Raw genomic sequence first — 19,063 nt, forward strand, 5'->3', positions numbered from 1 at the left:
CGTCATCGGAACCATGCTTCTCGCACACAGCAACTCCCTTGTGAATAAAGCGACTTGACCTGGCAGAGGGGTGCGGTGTCACGGTAGCCTACGCGCATAGATATTGATAAGTGCATGACATTCACACCCCTGGCACATCCATGCCGGGACCCCCGCCCCCACCGGAGGAGACATGCACAGGAGAGCTCTGATTCGCGGCTTCGTGGCGACAGCCCTGACCCCGGCCGGCATCGCCCTGGCCGCCGGCCCGGCGATCGCGGACGGCCCGGCCCGCACACGGGCGGCCGACCTGGAGGGCATCGACGTCTCGAACTACCAGCTGGGCGTGGACTACGCCCGGGCGGCCGCTGAGGGCCGTAGCTTCGTGATCGCCAAGGCCGGCGGGTGCCAGCTCGCCGAGGGCCCGTACACCACGTCCTCCTATGCCGCCCATGTCGACGGAGCCCGCGCCGCCGGGCTACGGGTGGGCCACTACTGGCTGTCGGGAGACTTCCTCGCCCCCGCTGCCGCCGCCGACTACTTCGTGGACCATCTGCACGACTACCGGGCCGGCGACGTGCTCGCGCTGGATGTCGAGGTCCTGGACGACTCGACCCGCCTGTGGGACGACACGGACGTGGCCGCCTGGTTCAACCGCGTACGGGAGCGGGTCGGCAGCTACGTGCCGTGGTTCTACATCAGCACCGGCGCGCTGCGGTCCCGGACCTGGAACCGCACGATCGCCGCGGGCGCCCATCTGTGGGCCGCCTCCTGGGGGCCGAACGACGGCACCTGGCCCGGCGCACCCGACCTCGGCGGCCGGTACCCCGACTGGGCGGCGCACCAGTACACCTCCGTGGGGTCCGCCGGCGGCGTCTCCCCGGTCGATCTCAGCCTCGCCCGCCCCTGGGCGTTCGACCTCACCGAGCCGACCGACCCGCCACCGACGGGTGGCGGGTTGCCGAAGACGTCGACGGAGCAGGACGGTGTGCCGGGCCCGGTGATGTGGCAGCGCACGCAGAACTGGCTCCGGATCCAGTCCGGGTACACCGGACCCATCGACGGGGTCCCGGGACCCCGCACCTACGCCGCGCTCCAGCTGAACATGCGCAACTGGGGCTACACCGGCCCCCTCGACGGAGTCCCCGGAACCAACACCTGGGCCGCCGTACAACGCCTCGCAGCCGCCCACGGCTACACCGGACCCATCGACGGCGTCATGGGACCCAACTCCTGGCGAGGCTTCAGCCGCTTCATCAACCAGGACCAGTGGGACTGAAACCAGGACCAGTGGGACTGACCCACACCCCCAGGACCACCCGCCGCCCCACACGACCCGCGGCACAAGAAATCCCCGGTCCGCAATTGCGGGCCGGGGATTTTCCCGAGTATATTGAGTGTTTCTGTGCGCCCACAGAAAAGGCCCCGCACGGGGGGCCACTAAGAAACACCATATCCGTCAGGGAGCAATGTTGTCAACTCGGGAAAGTGCCGAATTGCAGAAGGAGCAGGAATTCATCGACCGGCTCTACGACCGCGTCGACGCGGTGCGCGGAGTCGCCGCCCAGCATGTCGAGGACGCGCTGACGCCGGTCGGGAACGGGCTGCAGGCCCGTCTCGAGCGTGATGTGCTCGTCGCCGAACGCTCCGGGCTGCTGGCCGCCCTGAACGCGGTGGACGGCTCCCTGTGTTTCGGCCGAATCGATCTCTCCGACGGCACCGCGCACCATATCGGCCGTATCGGCATCCGTGAGGACGACACCGCGCACACGCCGCTGCTGATCGACTGGCGCGCGCCGGTCGCGCGTCCCTTCTACCTCGCCACCGGTCACACTCCCATGGGGCTGCGCCGGCGCAGGCACATCACCACCGAGGGCCGCGACGTCACCGAGCTGCACGACGAGATCCTCGACGTCGGGGACCGGCAGCGCACCGGGTTCGAGGACCCGAGCGGTGACGCCGTGCTGCTGGCCGCCGTGAACTCGGCACGCACCGGCCGCATGGGCGACATCGTGCGGACCATCCAGGCGGAGCAGGACCGCATCATCCGCGCGCCGCACCGCGGTGTGCTCGTCGTCGAGGGCGGTCCCGGTACCGGAAAGACGGCGGTGGCGCTGCATCGGGCGGCGTTCCTCCTGTACGAACACCGTGAGCTGCTCGCCAAGCGGGCCGTCCTGATCGTGGGCCCCAACCCGGCGTTCCTGAGCTACATCGGTGAGGTGCTGCCCGCGCTCGGCGAGACCGGGGTGCTGCTCGCCACCCAGGCCGAGCTGTTCCCCGGGGTCCACGCCGACGGCACGGACACCCCCCGCGCCGCCACGGTCAAGGGCGGCGAGCCGATGGCGGAGGCGCTCGCCATGGCCGTACGCGACCGGCAGTTGCTGCCCGAGCCCGGTGCGCCGATGGTCATCGCACACGACGACGGCGACCTGATCCTCGACTGGGAGATCGCCTACGAGGCCCGCCAGGCGGCCCGCGACACCCTGCTGCCGCACAATCTCGCCCGCCCGCACTTCGCGTTCCGGATCATCGACGCCCTCACCGCCCAGCTCACGGAGCGCATCGGGGCCGATCCGTACGGCGGGCCCAACTTCCTCGGCCCCGACGACATCGCCCAGCTCGGCAAGGCGGTCGCCGTCAGCGGCGCGGTGCACGGCGCCATCGACGAGCTGTGGCCGCCGCTCACCCCGGAGGCGTTCCTCACCGAGTACCTGGCGGACCCGGTCCACGTACCCGCTAAGGACGCCGAGGCGATCCGGCGCGCGCCCGGCGGTGCGCGGTGGACCCCTGCCGATGTCCCGCTGCTCGACGAGGCCGCGGAGCTCCTCGGCTCCGACGACAGCGCCGAGCGGGCGGCCGCGGAGGCCGAGCGCCAGGAGCGGATCGCCTACGCGCAGGGCGTGCTGGAGCTGTCGCGGGGCTCGGAGTCCTTCGAGTTCGAGGACGAGGAGTCCGAGGTCCTCGCCGCCCACGACATCATCGACGCGGAGCGGATGGCGGAGCGCCAGGAGGAGGCCGATCACCGCAGCGCTGCCGAGCGCGCCGCCGCCGACCGCACCTGGGCGTTCGGGCACATCATCGTCGACGAGGCGCAGGAGCTGTCACCGATGACGTGGCGGCTGCTGATGCGCCGCTCGCCGACCCGCTCGATGACCCTGGTCGGTGACCCCGCGCAGACCTCCGAGGAGGCGGGCGTCGGCTCGTGGGAGAAGATCCTGGCGCCGTACGTCGGTGACCGCTTCGAGCACGTGGCGCTGAAGGTCAACTACCGTACGCCCGCCGAGATCATGGAGCTGGCCGCCCGCGTGCTGCGCGCCCATGACCCGTCGTTCGAACCGCCCGCCTCGGTGCGGTCCACGGGTGAGCTGCCGTGGCTGCGCGAATCCGGTGACGATCTGGCGGGCGCGGTGGCCCGGGCGGTCCTGGAGCTGACACCCGAGGAGGGCCGGCTCGCGGTGATCGCGCCGCGGGCGCTCCACGAGGAGATCAGCGCTCCGCTGACCGGAGTCACCGCGGGCGCCGAACCCGACCTCACGCACACGGTGGTGCTGCTCGACCCGCGGCAGGCGAAGGGGCTGGAGTTCGACCATGTGCTGGTCGTGGAACCCGCCCTGTTCGGGACGAGCGACCTGTACGTGGCGCTGACCCGGGCCACGCAGCGTCTGGGCATCATCCACCGGGCGGAGCTGCCGGAGGCGTTGCGCTGAGCCCGTCCGACGGACGCTCCGCGCCCTGCCCCCGGCTCGGGGCTTCGCGCCGGAGCCGCGCCGTGAGGTGATGCCGCAGCCGGTGGCCAACAGCCGCGAGGTCGTGGACGAAGTCGAGCGTGTCGTCGTCCGCCAGGGTGTACCGGCGCCGGCTGGCCTCGACGTCCTTGGCGGTGGGGGTGACCGCGACCTGGTGGGTGGTGAGGTCGACCGCGCCGCCCTCCGCGCGGCCGGTCAGGATCTCCGCGATGCCGGTGGGCTGGGTGATCAGCGCCTCCACCCGGCCGTCGGGCTGCATCCGCCACCAGCCGCTCTCCCGCGCGGCCGGCCGCAGGGGCAGCCCGTCCGCGTCCAGCAGCCAGGCACGCGCCTCGTAGTGGAGGAAGGGCCGCCCGTCATGGCTGAAGGTGACGTGCTGCGCGTACGTGAAGTCCTCGGCGAGGGTCGGGTACCCGCCGCGGCCCCGGCCGGTCCAGCTGCCGAGGATTCCGGCCAGCGGCTCCAGCAGCGGGTGCGGCGCGGGGGTCTCGTCCGGCCCGAAGGCATCGGGGTACGGGGGTGTGCTTGCGGGGTCGGACATGAGGTGAGCTCCTGGATCGGTGCCGGTGCCGGTGCCGGTTGGCAGCCTAGGGCCTTTCGTCCGGATGGTGCCGGACCCGCGCGCCCGGCACCATCCGGGCGAAAGGCCCCGGGGCCGGGGCGGCGGGCGCCGCCCCGCGGCACACGTCCGGGCCGGCCCCGTGAAGGGGGCCGGCCCGGACTCACGCTCAGACGAGGTCGAACCGGTCCAGGTTCATGACCTTGTCCCAGGCGGCGACGAAGTCCTTCACGAACTTCTCCTTCGCGTCGTCACTCGCGTAGACCTCCGCGACCGCGCGCAGCTCGGAGTTGGAGCCGAAGACGAGGTCGGCCCGGCTGCCGGTCCACTTGACCTTGCCCGAGGCGTCGCGGGCCTCGAACGTGCTCGCGTCGTCGGACGTGGCCTTCCACGCCGTGCCCAGGTCGAGCAGGTTGACGAAGAAGTCGTTGGTCAGCTGCCCGGGGGTGTCGGTGAGGACGCCGAGCGAGGACTGCTGGTGGTTGGCGCCCAGAACACGCAGGCCTCCGACGAGGACCGTCAGCTCGGGCGCGCTCAGGTTCAGCAGGTTCGCGCGGTCGAGCAGCAGGTACTCGGCGGGCAGCCGGTTGCCCTTGCCGAGGTAGTTGCGGAATCCGTCGGCCTGCGGCTCCAGCTCGACGAACGACTCCACGTCGGTCTGCTCCGCCGACGCGTCGACGCGTCCCGGGGTGAAGGGGACCTCGATGCCGGAGCCGGCGTCCTTGGCCGCCTTCTCGACGCCCGCCGCTCCGGCGAGCACGATCAGGTCGGCGAGGGAGACCTGCTTGCCGCCCTGCGCGCCGGAGTTGAAGGACTCCTGGATGCCCTGGAGGGTACGCAGCACGCCCGCGAGCCGGTCGGGTTCGTTGACCTCCCAGCCGTTCTGCGGTTCGAGGCGGATGCGGGCGCCGTTGGCGCCGCCGCGCTTGTCACTGCCGCGGAAGGACGAGGCGGACGCCCAGGCGGTGGAGACGAGTTCGGACACCGACAGGTCCGAGGCGAGGATCTGCTCCTTGAGGGAGGCGATGTCCGCCGCGTCGACGAGCTCGTGCGTCCGGGCGGGCAGCGGGTCCTGCCACACCAGGGTCTCCGCCGGGACCTCCGGGCCGAGGTAGCGGACGACCGGGCCCATGTCGCGGTGGGTCAGCTTGAACCACGCGCGGGCGAAGGCGTCGGCGAACTGCTCGGGATGCTGGTGGAAACGGCGCGAGATCTCCTCGTACGCCGGGTCGAGCCGGAGCGAGAGGTCGGTCGTCAGCATCGTCGGCGCGTGGGTCTTCGACGGGTCGTACGCGTCGGGGACCGTACCCGCGCCTGCGCCGTCCTTCGGCCGCCACTGGTGGGCGCCCGCCGGGCTCTTGAACAGCTCCCACTCGTAGCCGAACAGAATGTCGAAGAAGCTGTTGTCCCAGGTGGTCGGGGTGTCGGTCCAGATGCCCTCCAGACCGCTGGTGATCGCGTCGGCGCCCTTGCCGGTTCCGTGCGTGCTCTGCCAGCCGAGGCCCAGCTGCTCCATCGGGGCGGCCTCGGGGTCGGGGCCCACACTGTCGGCCGGGCCCGCACCGTGGGTCTTGCCGAAGGTGTGACCGCCCGCGATCAGGGCGACCGTCTCCTCGTCGTTCATCGCCATGCGGCGGAAGGTCTCACGGATGTCGCGGGCCGCGGCGACCGGGTCCGGAGTGCCGTTGGGGCCCTCGGGGTTGACGTAGATCAGGCCCATCTGCACCGCGCCGAGAGGGTTCTCGAGCTCCCGGTCACCGGTGTAGCGCTCGTCGCCCAGCCACGTGGTCTCGGGGCCCCAGTAGACGTCCTCGTCGGGCTCCCACACATCCGCGCGGCCGCCGCCGAAGCCGAAGGTCTCCAGGCCCATCGTCTCCAGGGCGACGTTTCCGGTGAGGACGATGAGGTCGGCCCACGAGAGGTTCTTGCCGTACTTCTTCTTGACCGGCCACAGCAGCCGGCGGGCCTTGTCGAGGCTCGCGTTGTCCGGCCAGCTGTTGAGCGGGGCGAAGCGCTGCTGCCCGGCTCCGGCGCCGCCGCGTCCGTCGCTGATCCGGTAGGTACCGGCGCTGTGCCAGGCCATCCGGACCATGAAGGGGCCGTAGTTGCCGAAGTCGGCGGGCCACCAGTCCTGCGACGTCGTCAGCACCTCGGCGATGTCACGCTTCACCGCCGGGAGGTCGAGGCTCTTGAACGCCTCCGCGTAGTCGAACTCCTCACCGAGCGGATTGGCCACGGCGGGGTTCTTGGCGAGGATCTTCACATTGAGCCGCTCCGGCCACCACTGGCGGTTCCCGCCGCCCTGGGTCGGGTGCGGCGCGCGGCCGTGCGCGACCGGGCAGCCGCCGGCCCCCTCTGCCTTCGGGTCGGTGACGATCGCGTCGTGGTTCTCAGTCATGGAAATCCTTCCGGACGGGGCGGATCACGGTGCTGAGGAACTGCGGACTGCGGGAAGGCCGGGTCCGGATTCCGGGGCGAGGGGCCCCGTCTCCTGAAGTCACGTACTTTTCCGCTGCTGTCCTGTCCCTTGGCTGTCGACCGGAACCGATCCTACGATGGACATAGTCCAAGTCAATACGAACGACAGGCGTGTACGGATCCAATCGTCGGACGACGCACAGTAAGGCTGGTGGGCATGAGTGACCTGCTGCAACGGCTTCGCGCACGTGGCTGGCGTATGACAGCTCAACGCCGGGTGGTCGCCGAGGTACTCGCCGGTGAACACGTGCACTTCACCGCGGACGAGGTCCTCGCACGCGCCACCTCCCGGCTGCCGGAGATATCCCGCGCCACCGTCTACAACACCCTCGGTGAACTGGTCTCGCTCGGCGAGGTGATCGAGGTGGCCACCGACGGCCGCGCCAAGCGCTACGACCCGAACGCCCACCACCCCCACCAGCATCTGGTGTGCTCCGGCTGCGGCACCATCCGGGACGTCCACCCCTTCGGCGACCTTCTCGCCGAACTGCCGGATTCCGAACGGTTCGGCTTCACGGTCACGGAGGCCGAGGTGACCTACCGGGGTCTGTGCCCGGACTGCGGACCCGGCTGATCGGCGCGTAAGCACGATCGTCCCGGCGTAGGCTGCACCCACCATGAACGCGGCGGGGGCGGAGCGCATGACGGCTGAGTCAGTACTGAGGTGGGGGTCGACCCTCGATTCCGTCGTGGTGTACGCGCACGGCGCGCTCTGCAGCCGCCTGGCCCGGGGCGCCGTGCCCTCCGACGGCCGGGTGCGGGTGACGGGTCTGCCCCGCTCCCTGGACCCCGGCTCGCTGCGGGTCCGGGTCCGGGGAGCCTCCGGCGTACGCGTCACCGAGGCCCGCGTCGAAGTCGAGGCCGAGCTGCCCCGGCCGCAGGCGCCGGAGACATCGCTGCGCGAGTGCGCGCGGCTGAGAGACGTGTACGAAGCGACCCGGCAGCGCCGCGACCGCCAGCTCGGCGTGATCAAGGAGGTCAGTGCGCTCGGCCCGGTCACGCCCGCCCGGAGGCGCGACGATCCGCACCGGCGCACCCCGGCGGACGCGTGGCTGGAGCTCGCCGATTTCGTCGACGAGCGGCTGACGGGACTTCACCGGCGCCTCGTCGAGCTGGAGGAGGAGCTGCGCGGCGCCGAACACGCGCTCCACGTCGCCACGGACCGCCTGGAACACGAGTCCACCGACGCCCCGTCGGCGCATGTGGAGACCACCGTCTGCGCGGCGCTCACGCTCGACGGAGCCACTGGGCCGGGCGAGACCGACGTGGAAGTGGAGCTGGAGTACGGGGTGCCGGGCGCCGTCTGGGTGCCTGCGTACCGGCTCACCCACCGGCAGGGCGACGACGGCGGGAAGCTGGTGCTGCGCGCCTCGGTCGCCCAGCGGACCGGCGAGGACTGGACCGGCGTACGCATCGCCCTGGCCACCGCCGACCTGCGGCGCCGCACCGATCTGCCCAGGCTCCGTTCGGTCCGGATCGGACGCAGCCAGCCCGCCCCCGCGCCTTCCGGCTGGCGCGAACCCCCGGCCGGGCTCGCCGGCCTGTTCTCCGGATACGACGCGGCGGGCCCCGCGCCGATGCGGGCGAGCGAGGCCGTGGCCGTAGGCGGCTGGGCGGGCTCCGCGGACGATTCCGTGGACGATTCCCTCGCGCCGCCGCCCGCCCCGCAGGGTTACGGTGCTCCGCCGCCGCCACCACCGCCGCCCGCCCCTCAGGGCTACGGTGCCCATCCGGAGCCCCTGGGCGGCGCGATGCCCTCCCCCGCGGAGCCGGGCGGGGCGCAACCGCGCGCCAGGTCGCGTTCCGGCGGCCGGGCCCCCGCCGCCATGGCGCCACCCGCGCCCGGCGCGGCCGTGTCGCCGCCTCCCGTGGCCGGTCCGCCGGAGCCGAGCAGCGCCGAGCTCGACTACGCCGCCCTGACCCTGGCCGGTCCCGACGAGCAGGGCGGTCGCCGGGGCCGGCTGTTCCCCGGCTCCCCCTCCGACCCGGTGGCGGTCGAGTACCGCCGCCGCGCCGAGACGGCGGCCATGCTGCCGCTGCCCGGGCAGGCCGTGCGTCCCCGCGAGTCGGCGGGTTCCTTCGATCACCGTTTCGATGCCGCCGCCCGCGCCGATGTTCCGTCGGACGGCACCTGGCACACCGTCACGGTCGGTGAGATCCCGGTCGGCCTGCGCACCGAGTACCTCTGCGTGCCGTCCGTGGAGCCGGTCGTGTACTCCACGCTGGCCCTCTCCAACGCCACGGACCAGGCGCTGCTGGCCGGACCGGTGGAGGTCGTCGTCGACGACGAGTTCCTGCTGACCGCCGCGCTGCCCACGCTGGCACCGGGCGGTGAGCGACGCGTGGGGCTCGGGCCGGCCGAGGGCATCCGGGTGACGCGGCGTACGAACCTGCACGAGTCGACCGCGGGCCTGCGCAACAACACCACGGTGCTCGACCACCACGTCCACGTGGAACTGGCCAACCGGCTGTCGCGGCCGGTCACCGTGGAAGTGCACGAGCGCGTTCCGGTCACCTCCGAACCGGAGGTCAGGATCGACGAACGGGCCGACTGGACGGTGCCCGAGGAAGGCGACGGGCCCGACAGTCCTGCGCCGGGCACCCGGGTCTGGCGACTGGACCTGCCCGCCGGTGCCACCGCCGCCCTCGACGGCGGCTACGCCATCCGTATCCCGTCCGGCAAGGCCCTGGCCGGCGGAAACCGCAGGAGCTGACACCACTCATGTCCACGGCCCCGAAGCCGATCGCTCTCCCTGTCACCGCTGTCACCTGCCTGGAGGACCGTGCCCACGTCGAGCGCTCCACCGTGCTCGACCTGGAGGCCGGGGTCCAGCGGCTGCGTCTGGGGCCGGTCAGTGCGCTGGCCGTCGACCGGACGCTCCATGCCGAGCTGACTTCCGGTCACCCCGCGAGCGTGCTCGACGTGCGGATCGTCCGCGACTGGACCCCCCGCGCGCCTTCGCCTCCCACGGACGACGACTCCGCGCTGCGCCACCGCGTGCACGCGCTCGAGGAGGAGCAGCGGGAACTGAGGCAGCGACGCGACCGGCTGAACGCCCGCCTCGGTCTGCTCGGGCGCCTCGCCGAGGACCTGCTGCGGGAGATCGGCGAGGGCGCCGGCCACGGGGAGACGGAGCGGCCCCGCTGGAGCCGCGAGCTGGACCGGGCGGACGCCGAACGCGACGTGCACGCCGAGCAACTCCGCACCGTGGAGGCACGGCTGACCGCGCTCGCCTCCGAACTCTTCGACGTCAGGCAGGCACTGCACCTGTCGGAGGACGAACCGGCCGAACTGGTCGGCCACATCGAGCTGACCGTGAGGACGGCTGCCGCGGGTCCCGTCGGACTGCGGCTGAGCCATCTCACCCCGTGCGCGCTGTGGCGGCCCGCCTACCGGGCGGTGCTCGACGGGGACGAACTGACGCTGGAGACCGACGCGATGGTCTGGCAGCGGACCGGCGAGGACTGGTCCGGTGTACGGCTGACCCTGTCGACGGCGCGTTCGGCGCTGGCCGGCGATCCGCCACGGCTGGACGAGGACCGGCTGACGCTCAAGGACCGCTCCGCCGCGGAGCGCCGCACGGTCGAGGTCGAGCTGCGCGAGGAGGAGATCGGGACGCTCGGACCGGCGACGGTGCTCGGCCTGCCCGGCGTGGACGACGGCGGCGAGGCGCGGGTCCTGAGGTCCCCGGCACCGGTCTCGGTCCCGGGGGACGGCGCGGCCCACCGGGTGCGGCTGTCCGCCTTCACCGCGCCCGCACCGAGCGAGTACGCCTGCTCACCGGAGCTGTCCCCCCTGGTCACGCAGGTGGTGAGGTTCGACAACCGGTCCGGCCACGCCCTGCTCGCCGGGCCCGTGGACCTCGTCCGAGGCAGCGGGTTCAGCGGCCGCGGCACGCTGGAGTTCACCGCCCCGGGCGCCCCCGTCGAGCTGGCCTTCGGCAGCTGCGACGACTACCGGGTGGTCCGGGATGCCGAGGAGTCCCGCGACGTGGCGGGGCTCAGCCAGCGGACGGTGGTCACCCGTACGGTCCGGCTGCACCTGTCCCGGTTCTCCGCTCCCGGCGAGCACGGCGACCGGGTGGTGGCCGTCCGGGAACGCATCCCCGTCTCCGAGGTCTCGGCGGTGGACGTCCGTCTGCACAAGGGCGCGTGTCTCCCGGCACCGGACACGGTCGACGCCGAGGGCATCGTCCGCTGGGATGTCGCGCTCCCGCCGGGCGGCCGTCGCACGGTCACGCTGGTGTACGAGTTGTCGGCGAGCGGCAAGGTCACCGGTCTCTGACGACGGGCGACGGGCGGCGGGCGGCGGGCGACGGGCGGCCGGCGGCGGGCGGCCGGCGGCGGGCGGCGGGCGGCGGGTCAGTAGTACTGGGCCAGGCAGAATTCGTGGTCCTCGGGGTCGGTCATGACGACGACCACGCCCTCGTCGTACTCGTGACGCTCGCCGGTGAACCCGCCGCCGAGGGCGAGGACCTGGGCCATGCCCTCCTCGATGTCGTCGACCGCGATGTCGAGGTGGAGGCGCACCTTGCCCCGCTTCGGCTCGGCCACCGGCTGGAAGACGAGGCGGGGCTGCGGGTCGTCGCGGTGGCCGAGGTAGATCCAGCCCGGCTCGGACGGCCCCTGCGGACGGTCCAGCAGCGCGCTCCAGAACCCCGCCACCCGTTCCACGTCGACGCAGTCGACCGTCACTCCGGCCCATCGGTTCGTCATGCCGTCAGCACCCTCTCGTCGGGCGGTACTCCAGCAGCAGGGCTTCTCCCTCGCCGGACACGCGCCGGAAGCCCGCCTTCTCCCAGGCACGCACGGCGCGGGCGTTCGTCACGGCCGGATCGACCGTCACCCGCTGCCACTGCAGGGTTCCACACACATGGTTCGTCAGCGCACGGGCCGCGTCCGGCCCCAGGCCGCGGCCGCGTGCACCGGCGACCAGCACCAGGTCGAGACCGCCTTCGGCGGGGCCCGCGTACCAGTACTGCGCATAGCCCACGGGCTCTTCCCGCACGAGCACCAGGAACGACTCGACCTCCGGACGGCGACGCCCCAGATACTTGGCGGCGACCTCCTTACGGGACAGCGGCGCCCCGCCCCAGTGCTCCACGAAGCCGGGATCGGCGAACCAGCCGGCCAGCAGCGGAAGGTCGTCCTCCGACGTCGGCACGAGCCGCGTCAGTCGCCCGTGGACCGCAGGTCCTTGACGCATCGACTGCCCCTCGGTCGCCCACTGTTACGGCCGTGCGCCCGCCATTATGCCGCCGGGCGCTCCGGATCGGGCCGCCGGCCGGGACCGGCTCACGAGCGGGCCCGGCAGCCGCCGGCTGTCGGCTGCCTGCGAGGACTCGCATGAGAGCATCCGTCCATGAGCAGCGACCTGGAAGTAACCGCCCTGGCGATCAATGTCGCGGTCCCGCAGGCGCTCCGCTGGACGGACACGCGACGCGGTGAGACGTTCACGCTGACGACCCTCAACGTCCGGCTCCTCCCGGACGGCCGCCTGGCCGCGAAGGCGTACGGCCGCCCGGCCGGTGGCGGCCGGGGCGCGTACGTGTCCTTCCCCGTCCCCGAGGATCCCGGACTGGCGGCTCTGATCGCCGACGCCGCAGGCCGTGCCGGGGCTTTGTGGGCCGCACATCGCGGTCTGGGATGAACCACCCGGACCGGCGTGTCCCGCTCGCTCGAGTTCAGCCCGCCTCGGGCGGATTCCGTGCGTCGAAGGCGAAGAGGGTGTTCTCCGCCGCGGCCACGACCACCGCACGCCCCGCGATGGTCACGCGCGGGCTCGCGCCCTGCTCACCCGCCAGGCCGTCGGCGTGCGGGTCCGTCGTCCACAGGACCTTTCCGCTCTTCGGTGACAGGGCGAGCACCCTGCCGGAGGCCGAGCTGAAATACAGGACGCCGCTCGCCGCCGCAGGGCCCGAGGCGCCTTCCACGCCCGTCTGCCGGGACCACTTCTTCCGGCCCGTCGCGGGGTCGAGCGCCGTGACGAGTCCGGTCCGCCCGCTCACGTACACGGTGCCGTCCGCCATGCCGGGCGTTCCCGCGTAGGTCCTGGCCAGCCGGGAGTACGTCACCTTCCGCGAGACCGGGTCGACCCGCGCCACACCGTCGTAGCCGGTCAGTTCCGCTCCCTCCCGGTGCTCCCGGAGAAGTACGAGGCTGCCGTCGGCGGCGCCCACCGGCACGGCGGCACCGTCGACCGCGAGAGGACTGCCCAGCGTCCCCGACGCGCGGTCCAGCGGGTACAGGGTGGAGTGGCGCACCTCCGAGGCCTCGATCTCCGCGCCGGTGACGCACATCGCGAAGAGCCGTGGGCCCACCGGGACGGGAGCACACTGCGTACCCGCGGGGAACGACGTCGTCCAGGTGACCTGACCGCTGTGCGCGTCACGGGCCTCGAAGCGGGAGTTGGAGGCGTCGACGGTCACCACGGCGGATCCGGTCACCACGGCGTCCAGGGTCCGGCCCGTGACCGCCGTCGACTGGGCGCCGGACGGCACGGACCACAGCTCCCGGCCACTGTCCGCGTCGAGGGCCACCACCTCGGTGGAAGGATCCTGGGGAGCGTCCTGGGCGGCGAAGCGGTAACCGAGCACCGTGCGGTCGGTGACGCCCACCATGTGCATGCCCTGGACGGGGACGCCGGGGCTCTTCACCGTCCACGCCGACGAGCCGTCCACGGCACTGACGCGGGTCGCGACCACGCCGCCGCCCCCGCAGAACAGCGCGTCCCCGCGCGCGACGCACCGCAGTTCGTCGGGAATGTCCTCGGCCCCGCCCCGCACGGTCCTGCGCCACGGTCCGAAGCCGTCCGGCAGCGCGGCGCCCGGCGCCGCGACGCCGGTGCTCTTCCCGCCGTCGCCGCTCTCCCCGGAGCCGCCCGTCCTCAGTGCGGCCGCTCCCCCGCCGATGGCCGCCACCGCGACCGCCGCCGCCAGCACGGGCCGCCACCGGCCGCGCAGCCGGCGCCCGAGGGCGGTGCCTCCGGTGCCGGAACCGGCCGGGTCCGGGGTGGGCCGGGTCGCGAGGTGATGCTGCGTGTTCATGTCCCGGGTGCGGCCCGCGGCCGGCCGGTGCGCGCCGGTTCCGCCGAGGTCGGCCGGCAGGTCCCGCAGCAGCACGAGGAGTTCGTCCGCGGAGGGGCGGCCCTCGGGCTCCTTGTCCAGGCACGGCTCGACGACCGCGCGCAGGGCCCCCGGCACGGAATCGAGCGACGGCTCCTCGTGGACGACCTGATAGGCCGTCATGTACGGGCTGTCCGAGTCGAAGGGCCCGTGGCCCGTCGCCGCGTACACCAGCAGGGTTCCCAGCGAGAAGACGTCGGACCGCGGTCCCACACCACGCGGCGCCTGCAACTGCTCCGGCGACATGAAGGGCGGCGTGCCGATGACCCGGCCCGTCATCGTCAGCGTCTGCTGGTCCACGGCACGCGAGATGCCGAAGTCGATGACGCGCGGACCCTCGGGCGAGAGCACGACGTTCGAGGGTTTCAGGTCGCGGTGGACGACCCCGGCCCGGTGGATGTCGCGGAGCGCCTCCGCCAGCCCGATGGCGAGCCTCCTCAGCTCCCCGCCGTCCAGCGGGCCGTGCGTCGCGATGTACTGGGCGAGCGTGTGCCCCTCGATGTAGGTCGTGGCCATCCACGGCTGCTCGGCGTCCGGGGCCGCGTCGACCACGGCGGCGGTGAACGCACCGCTCACCCGCCTCGCCGCCGCCACCTCCTGACGGAAGCGGATGCGGAACTCGTCGTCCCCCGCGTACTGCTGGTGGATCAGCTTGATCGCGACGGGCCGTCCCGAACTCGTACGGGCCAGAAAGACCGTGCCCATGCCGCCCGAACCGAGCCGTGCCTCAAGCGGATAGCCGCCGATCTCGGCCGGGTCACCTGCGCGCAGCGACACTCTTCCGGTCCTCCCGTCCCCCGTGAAGCTCTGACGTCACGGGTGTGCGTATCTGTCCTGCACACAAACTAGTCGCAGGGCGGTACGGCGGAGCAAAGCGGGTGACGAACCGGGAGCCCGGAGGCGCTCGTGCGCCCCGTGCGGCCCGGCCGCTCCCTCAGGAGGCGTCCTGCCCGACGGGCTTCAGCCGGACCGGGCGCCGAAGCATCACGCCCCGAACCGGTCGTCCTCAGGCGGTCAGCCAGCCCCGCAGCGCTGCCTGCACCCCGGCCTGGAACCGGGTCTCCGCGTTCAGGGCCTGCATCAGGCGGGTGATGCGGCGGCGGACGGTGTGCACGTGGATGTCGAGGCGCCGGGCCATCGCCTCGTCCTTCAGGCCGGAGGCGAGCATGGTCAGCAGCTCCCGGTCCTCGTCCGTGATCCGGTCGTGCGTGACGGATCCGATGGGGACGGCCCGCTCCCAGACAGACTCGAACAGCGGCACCAGCGCGTTGCTCAGGAGTGCGTCGCTCACCACCAGGGCCGAAGCCGTCGGGTCCGCCGCGTCGGTCGGCGGCAGCAGGGTCACCCGCCGGTCCACCGTGATCAGTTTCGTCGGCAGATCCGTTCCCACCCGTATCTGGACGCCCTGCAGGGCCAGATCGCCCAAGCCGCGTGCCCGCCCCTGGAAGCTCAGCCCCTCCCGGTCCACCGCGACGCGCACCCGGACGCCGCGCCGGACGGGTTCGGCCACGTCGAGAGGCGCGGGCATTCCGTCCGGCTGGCTGGCCGCGTACGGCGGCCGGTCCAGAAGTGCCACCTCCTCGTTCGCCGACACCAGCAGCGAGGCAACCCGCGCGGCGATCGCGGCCCCGCCCCGGACCGTCTCGATGCCGGTGGCGCGGGGGGTGTTCACGGAGCTCAGCAGCTGGGCGGCGATCCGGTCGACAGATCCGGTCAGTTCCTCCAACTCGGCCGACTTGTGCAGGAGTTCGGCCTGCCGAAGATGGATCAGGTTACGCAGCGCGGTGGCCGGAGCCACGGCTGCGGGCAGCCGGGACGATTCTCGGACCGGGTGGGTGAAGTGGTGCTCGGCCAGGTTGTCGAGCGCGTTCGTGACCCGTCGCACGGTCAGTCCGAGGGACTGGGCGAGCGCGGTGCGGGAGGTGTTTTCGGGTGCGTCGAGCAGCGCTTCGTACACCCGGAGTTCGTCCGCTCCGAGCCCGAGCGCCTGCCATTGCGTGTCCCACCCAGTCAGCCCCACTGGCCGAATTCTTACCTGTCAATGCAGGCCACACAAGTGTGGACGTCCACAAGTGCACACCCGGAACGCATTGTTCACACCCCTGTTCCGGTACTTGCATGTCCGTATCCGATATCCGTTCATGCAGTAGTGGCACCGAAGGGGCACCGTGCGGAGTTCATCGCGCAAGAGATCAGCCAGAGCAGGACAGGGATCCGGCAGCATGCTCGTCGGCCAGGGCATCGCCGCGGTTCTGGCCGCCGCGGGCCTGTTGGTCACGGCGATACCGGCCGCCCACGCGGACACCGCCCCCGTATCTGCCACGTCCGAGGTGACGCCGGGCTCGGAGACCGACACTCCGTCGCTCGTCACCGACCTGAACGAGCCGGTGGCCGCCACCGGCAGCGCCGCCGACGCCGCCCGCGGCCACCTCAAGGCCAAGAAGGGCCGATACCACATCGCCGACACCTCGGCCAAGGACCTGACCTCCGTCGGGACCACTACCGAGAAGGGCGGCAAGGAGACGGTCCGCCTCCAGCAGAAGTACAAGGGCGTCGAGGTTCTCGGCGGCCAGTACCTGGTCCGGATGACCAAGAAGGACGGCAAGCGCGCCGTCACCGGCACCTCGGGCAACTACTTCACCAAGCTGAAGCTCGACTCGGTCACCCCGAAGGTCTCCGAGAAGACCGCGATCGAGCGCGCCGTCGGCGCCGTCACCACCCGGTTCGGCGGCGGCCTCCTGCGCGCCCCGGCCAAGGGCGAGAAGCAGGCCGCGGCGGAGTTCACCGGCACGGCCGGCGACGTCACGATCCTCCCGCAGGGCACCGGCGTGCTCACCCGGCACATCACCGTCACGGGCACCAACCCGGCCGACGGCTCGCCGGTGCAGCAGGAGGTGTACATCGACGCGCACTCCGGCTTCCCGGTCATGCAGTACAGCGGCATCAAGACCTTCGGCGCCACGGGCACGGCCACCGGCGCGACGGAAGACGTCGCTGCCCCCGCCGACGCCTCCACCGCGGCTGCCGACCAGCTCGTCGTCAAGGGCAGCGGCGTCCGCTACAACGGCCAGAAGGTCGACATCAATCTGTACAAGGACACCAAGGGTCTCCTGCAGATGATCGACTACAGCAAGCGGGACGCGGACGACTCCCCGTACGCGGGCCCCATGCTCGCCACGTACGACGCCCGAGGCCGTGAGGCGTCCAGCGCCTCCGGTGTCTGGCCCACCGGCGTCAAGTACTTCCAGCCCGCCACCCCGGATCTCGGTGAGGAGTACACCAACTCCGGCGCCGTGGACGCCCACTGGGCGGCCGGCAAGGTCTACGACTACTACAAGAACCACTTCGGCCGGGAGGGCCTCGACGGCAAGGACGGTTACATCTACTCCCTGGTCGGCGTCGTCCAGCGGGGCCAGCCGTACAACAACGCCTTCTGGGACGGCCAGAAGATGGTGTACGGCCAGGGTGGTGGCGACTACCGCACCTTCTCCGCCGACACCGACGTCGTCGGCCACGAGATGACCCACGGCGTCGTCGAGCACACCGCGAACCTGGTCTACGCGGGCCAGTCCGGCGCCATGAACGAGGCCCTCGCCGACTACTTCGGCAACGCCATCGACCTGGAGGCCAACGGCCAGTCGATGGACGACCCGGACGCCGGTCTCCTCGGTGAGGACCTGTGCACCACCGCGGGCCCCCGCGAGTGCGCCCTGCGCGACCTGAACGACGGCGCCACCACGTCGAAGAACTTCATCGGCGTCACCTACAGCGGTGACAACGGCGGCGTCCACCTCAACTCGACGATCTTCTCCGGCGCGCTGTGGGACCTGCGCGAGGACCTCGGCGCCGAGCTCGCCGACCAGATCGTCTACCGTGCCCTGTCCGCGTACATGACCCCCCTCGACGGCTTCACCGAGGGCCGCGCCGCGGTCATCGCCGCCGCGCAGGAGCTGGGCGCCACCAAGGCCCAGCTGGCGATCGTCAAGCGGTCCTTCGACGCGCACGGCATCGTCCCCGGCTGGGAGAAGGCCCTCGGCGTCGACACCGACACGCTCATCTCCAAGGTCAACGTCGCCAGCACCGGCGTGGGCGCGGCCGGCGGCAAGTACGCCGTCTCCCGCTCCAACGAGGACGGCAGCGAGCCGTACTCGGTGTGGCTGGGCAACACCTCCGGCAAGGGCCAGCCGCAGCTGGTGAGCGCCAACAACGGCGACTACAACGTCTACGCCAACACCGATGGCAAGACGGTGGTGTGGGCCGACTACAGCAGCCAGGGCATCTTCATCATGGCGCGCCCGGTCGGCGGCGGCCTCGCCAAGAGGGTCGACGGCATCGGCAGCGACGTCACCGGCCTCGTCGTGGACGGCGACTGGGTCGCGTACACCGCCCTCAACCCGCAGTACGGTGTCACGAACGTCCGCTATGTCAACATGAAGACCGGTGAGACCGGTCTGGTCGACGGCGGCCGTCCGTACAACATCTCGGGCCTGGCCTCCATCAAGGACGGCAAGATCGCCTACGCCAAGGTGGCCCCCGACGCGAACGGCAACATGAAGGTCGGCGTCGAGGTCTTCGACACGGCGACCCACACCAAGACGACGATGCCCGCCTCCGACGACACCATGGGCATCGGCCAGACCGCGATCACCGACGACGGTGTCTTCTGGATCGAGGACGACGACGCCACCGACACCGGCAAGGCCGCGGTGCGCCGCGCGAACCTCGACGGCTCGAACCCGGTCACCGTCACCCCGGAAGCGGGCGAAGGCTCCCTCTACGCCTACTCGCTGACGGCCTCGGACGACGCGGTCAGCATCTCGACCGTCCCGCCGGCCACCTCGTGGGCCAACGACACGATGATGAAGCTGTACCAGGTCGCCCCCGACGGCAAGGGCGGCGCGCAGCGCATGTCCTGCAACCGCGGCGAGCAGGTGTTCGGCGCCGCTGACGAGGGCCAGCGCGTCCTGTGGTTCGACGGCACCACCGGTTACACGAACCTCGTGAAGCGCGACCGCCCGGCGGGCCGTTGCTGATCTGATCCGGGGCACATGCGGGAGAGGCGGGGGGGGGGGGGGGGGGCCCCGCCCCCCCCCCCGGGGGGGGCGGGGGGGGGGGCCCCCCGGGGGTGCCCCCCCCCCCCCGGGTTGGCCGGCGACGGTGGGGGTGGGCCCGCTGGC

13 protein-coding genes are annotated in these 19,063 nt (G+C 72.1%); 7 read left to right on the top strand and 6 right to left on the bottom strand.

Annotation, left to right across the window (positions count from 1 at the left end; genetic code table 11):
- Nucleotides 1-172 precede the first annotated feature (172 nt).
- Both ACIQMX_RS23910 and ACIQMX_RS23915 read left to right on the top strand, forming a co-directional pair.
- Nucleotides 173-1,258, top strand: coding sequence for a GH25 family lysozyme (locus tag ACIQMX_RS23910; RefSeq protein WP_402480925.1), 1,086 nt, complete (start codon nt 173-175; stop codon nt 1,256-1,258).
- A 217-nt stretch (nt 1,259-1,475) separates the two neighbouring features.
- Nucleotides 1,476-3,686, top strand: coding sequence for a HelD family protein (locus tag ACIQMX_RS23915; RefSeq protein WP_402480927.1), 2,211 nt, complete (start codon nt 1,476-1,478; stop codon nt 3,684-3,686).
- Here the strand turns inward: ACIQMX_RS23915 and ACIQMX_RS23920 are convergent.
- A complete protein-coding gene (locus ACIQMX_RS23920; RefSeq protein ID WP_363077363.1) occupies nt 3,649-4,266 on the bottom strand; it encodes an FABP family protein in 618 nt (205 codons plus the stop codon). The two genes, ACIQMX_RS23915 and ACIQMX_RS23920, sit on opposite strands and share 38 nt — an antisense overlap.
- 187 nt (nt 4,267-4,453) lie before the next feature.
- The gene (gene katG / locus ACIQMX_RS23925; protein WP_363078823.1) at nt 4,454-6,682 is read right to left on the bottom strand and encodes a catalase/peroxidase HPI; all 2,229 of its coding nucleotides are present in this window, start codon (nt 6,680-6,682) and stop codon (nt 4,454-4,456) included.
- Between the two features lie 237 nt (nt 6,683-6,919).
- Between katG and ACIQMX_RS23930 the strand changes: the two genes are divergently transcribed.
- The 3 genes from ACIQMX_RS23930 (at nt 6,920) to ACIQMX_RS23940 (ending at nt 11,047) form a co-directional block, all read left to right on the top strand.
- A complete protein-coding gene (locus ACIQMX_RS23930) occupies nt 6,920-7,336 on the top strand; it encodes a Fur family transcriptional regulator (protein ID WP_363078825.1) in 417 nt (138 codons plus the stop codon).
- A gap of 67 nt (nt 7,337-7,403) precedes the next feature.
- On the top strand, nt 7,404-9,476 hold the full coding sequence (locus ACIQMX_RS23935; RefSeq protein ID WP_402480930.1) for a DUF4139 domain-containing protein: 2,073 nt from the start codon (nt 7,404-7,406) through the stop codon (nt 9,474-9,476).
- Between the two features lie 8 nt (nt 9,477-9,484).
- Nucleotides 9,485-11,047, top strand: coding sequence for a mucoidy inhibitor MuiA family protein (locus ACIQMX_RS23940; RefSeq protein ID WP_402480932.1), 1,563 nt, complete (start codon nt 9,485-9,487; stop codon nt 11,045-11,047).
- A gap of 77 nt (nt 11,048-11,124) precedes the next feature.
- Here the strand turns inward: ACIQMX_RS23940 and ACIQMX_RS23945 are convergent, their stop codons facing one another.
- A complete protein-coding gene (locus ACIQMX_RS23945; protein ID WP_363078831.1) occupies nt 11,125-11,478 on the bottom strand; it encodes a VOC family protein in 354 nt (117 codons plus the stop codon).
- Nucleotides 11,479-11,482: 4 nt separating this feature from the next.
- Nucleotides 11,483-11,968 carry a GNAT family N-acetyltransferase gene (locus ACIQMX_RS23950; protein WP_402480935.1) on the bottom strand — a complete coding sequence of 162 codons (486 nt, stop codon included), beginning with the start codon at nt 11,966-11,968 and terminating at the stop codon, nt 11,483-11,485.
- A 156-nt stretch (nt 11,969-12,124) separates the two neighbouring features.
- Between ACIQMX_RS23950 and ACIQMX_RS23955 the strand changes: the two genes are divergently transcribed.
- Nucleotides 12,125-12,412 carry a hypothetical protein gene (locus tag ACIQMX_RS23955; RefSeq protein ID WP_402480938.1) on the top strand — a complete coding sequence of 96 codons (288 nt, stop codon included), beginning with the start codon at nt 12,125-12,127 and terminating at the stop codon, nt 12,410-12,412.
- A gap of 34 nt (nt 12,413-12,446) precedes the next feature.
- Here ACIQMX_RS23955 and ACIQMX_RS23960 read toward each other — a convergent pair whose 3' ends face one another.
- Complete coding sequence (locus ACIQMX_RS23960) at nt 12,447-14,663, bottom strand: serine/threonine-protein kinase (protein WP_402480941.1); 2,217 nt, start codon at nt 14,661-14,663, stop codon at nt 12,447-12,449.
- A gap of 229 nt (nt 14,664-14,892) precedes the next feature.
- Nucleotides 14,893-15,906 carry a LuxR C-terminal-related transcriptional regulator gene (locus tag ACIQMX_RS23965; RefSeq protein WP_363078839.1) on the bottom strand — a complete coding sequence of 338 codons (1,014 nt, stop codon included), beginning with the start codon at nt 15,904-15,906 and terminating at the stop codon, nt 14,893-14,895.
- 202 nt (nt 15,907-16,108) lie between these two features.
- Between ACIQMX_RS23965 and ACIQMX_RS23970 the strand changes: the two genes are divergently transcribed.
- The gene (locus ACIQMX_RS23970) at nt 16,109-18,919 is read left to right on the top strand and encodes a M4 family metallopeptidase (RefSeq protein ID WP_363078841.1); all 2,811 of its coding nucleotides are present in this window, start codon (nt 16,109-16,111) and stop codon (nt 18,917-18,919) included.
- Nucleotides 18,920-19,063 lie beyond the last annotated feature (144 nt).

Source organism: Streptomyces sp. NPDC091416, from assembly GCF_044756845.1.
Lineage (GTDB): Bacteria > Actinomycetota > Actinomycetes > Streptomycetales > Streptomycetaceae > Streptomyces.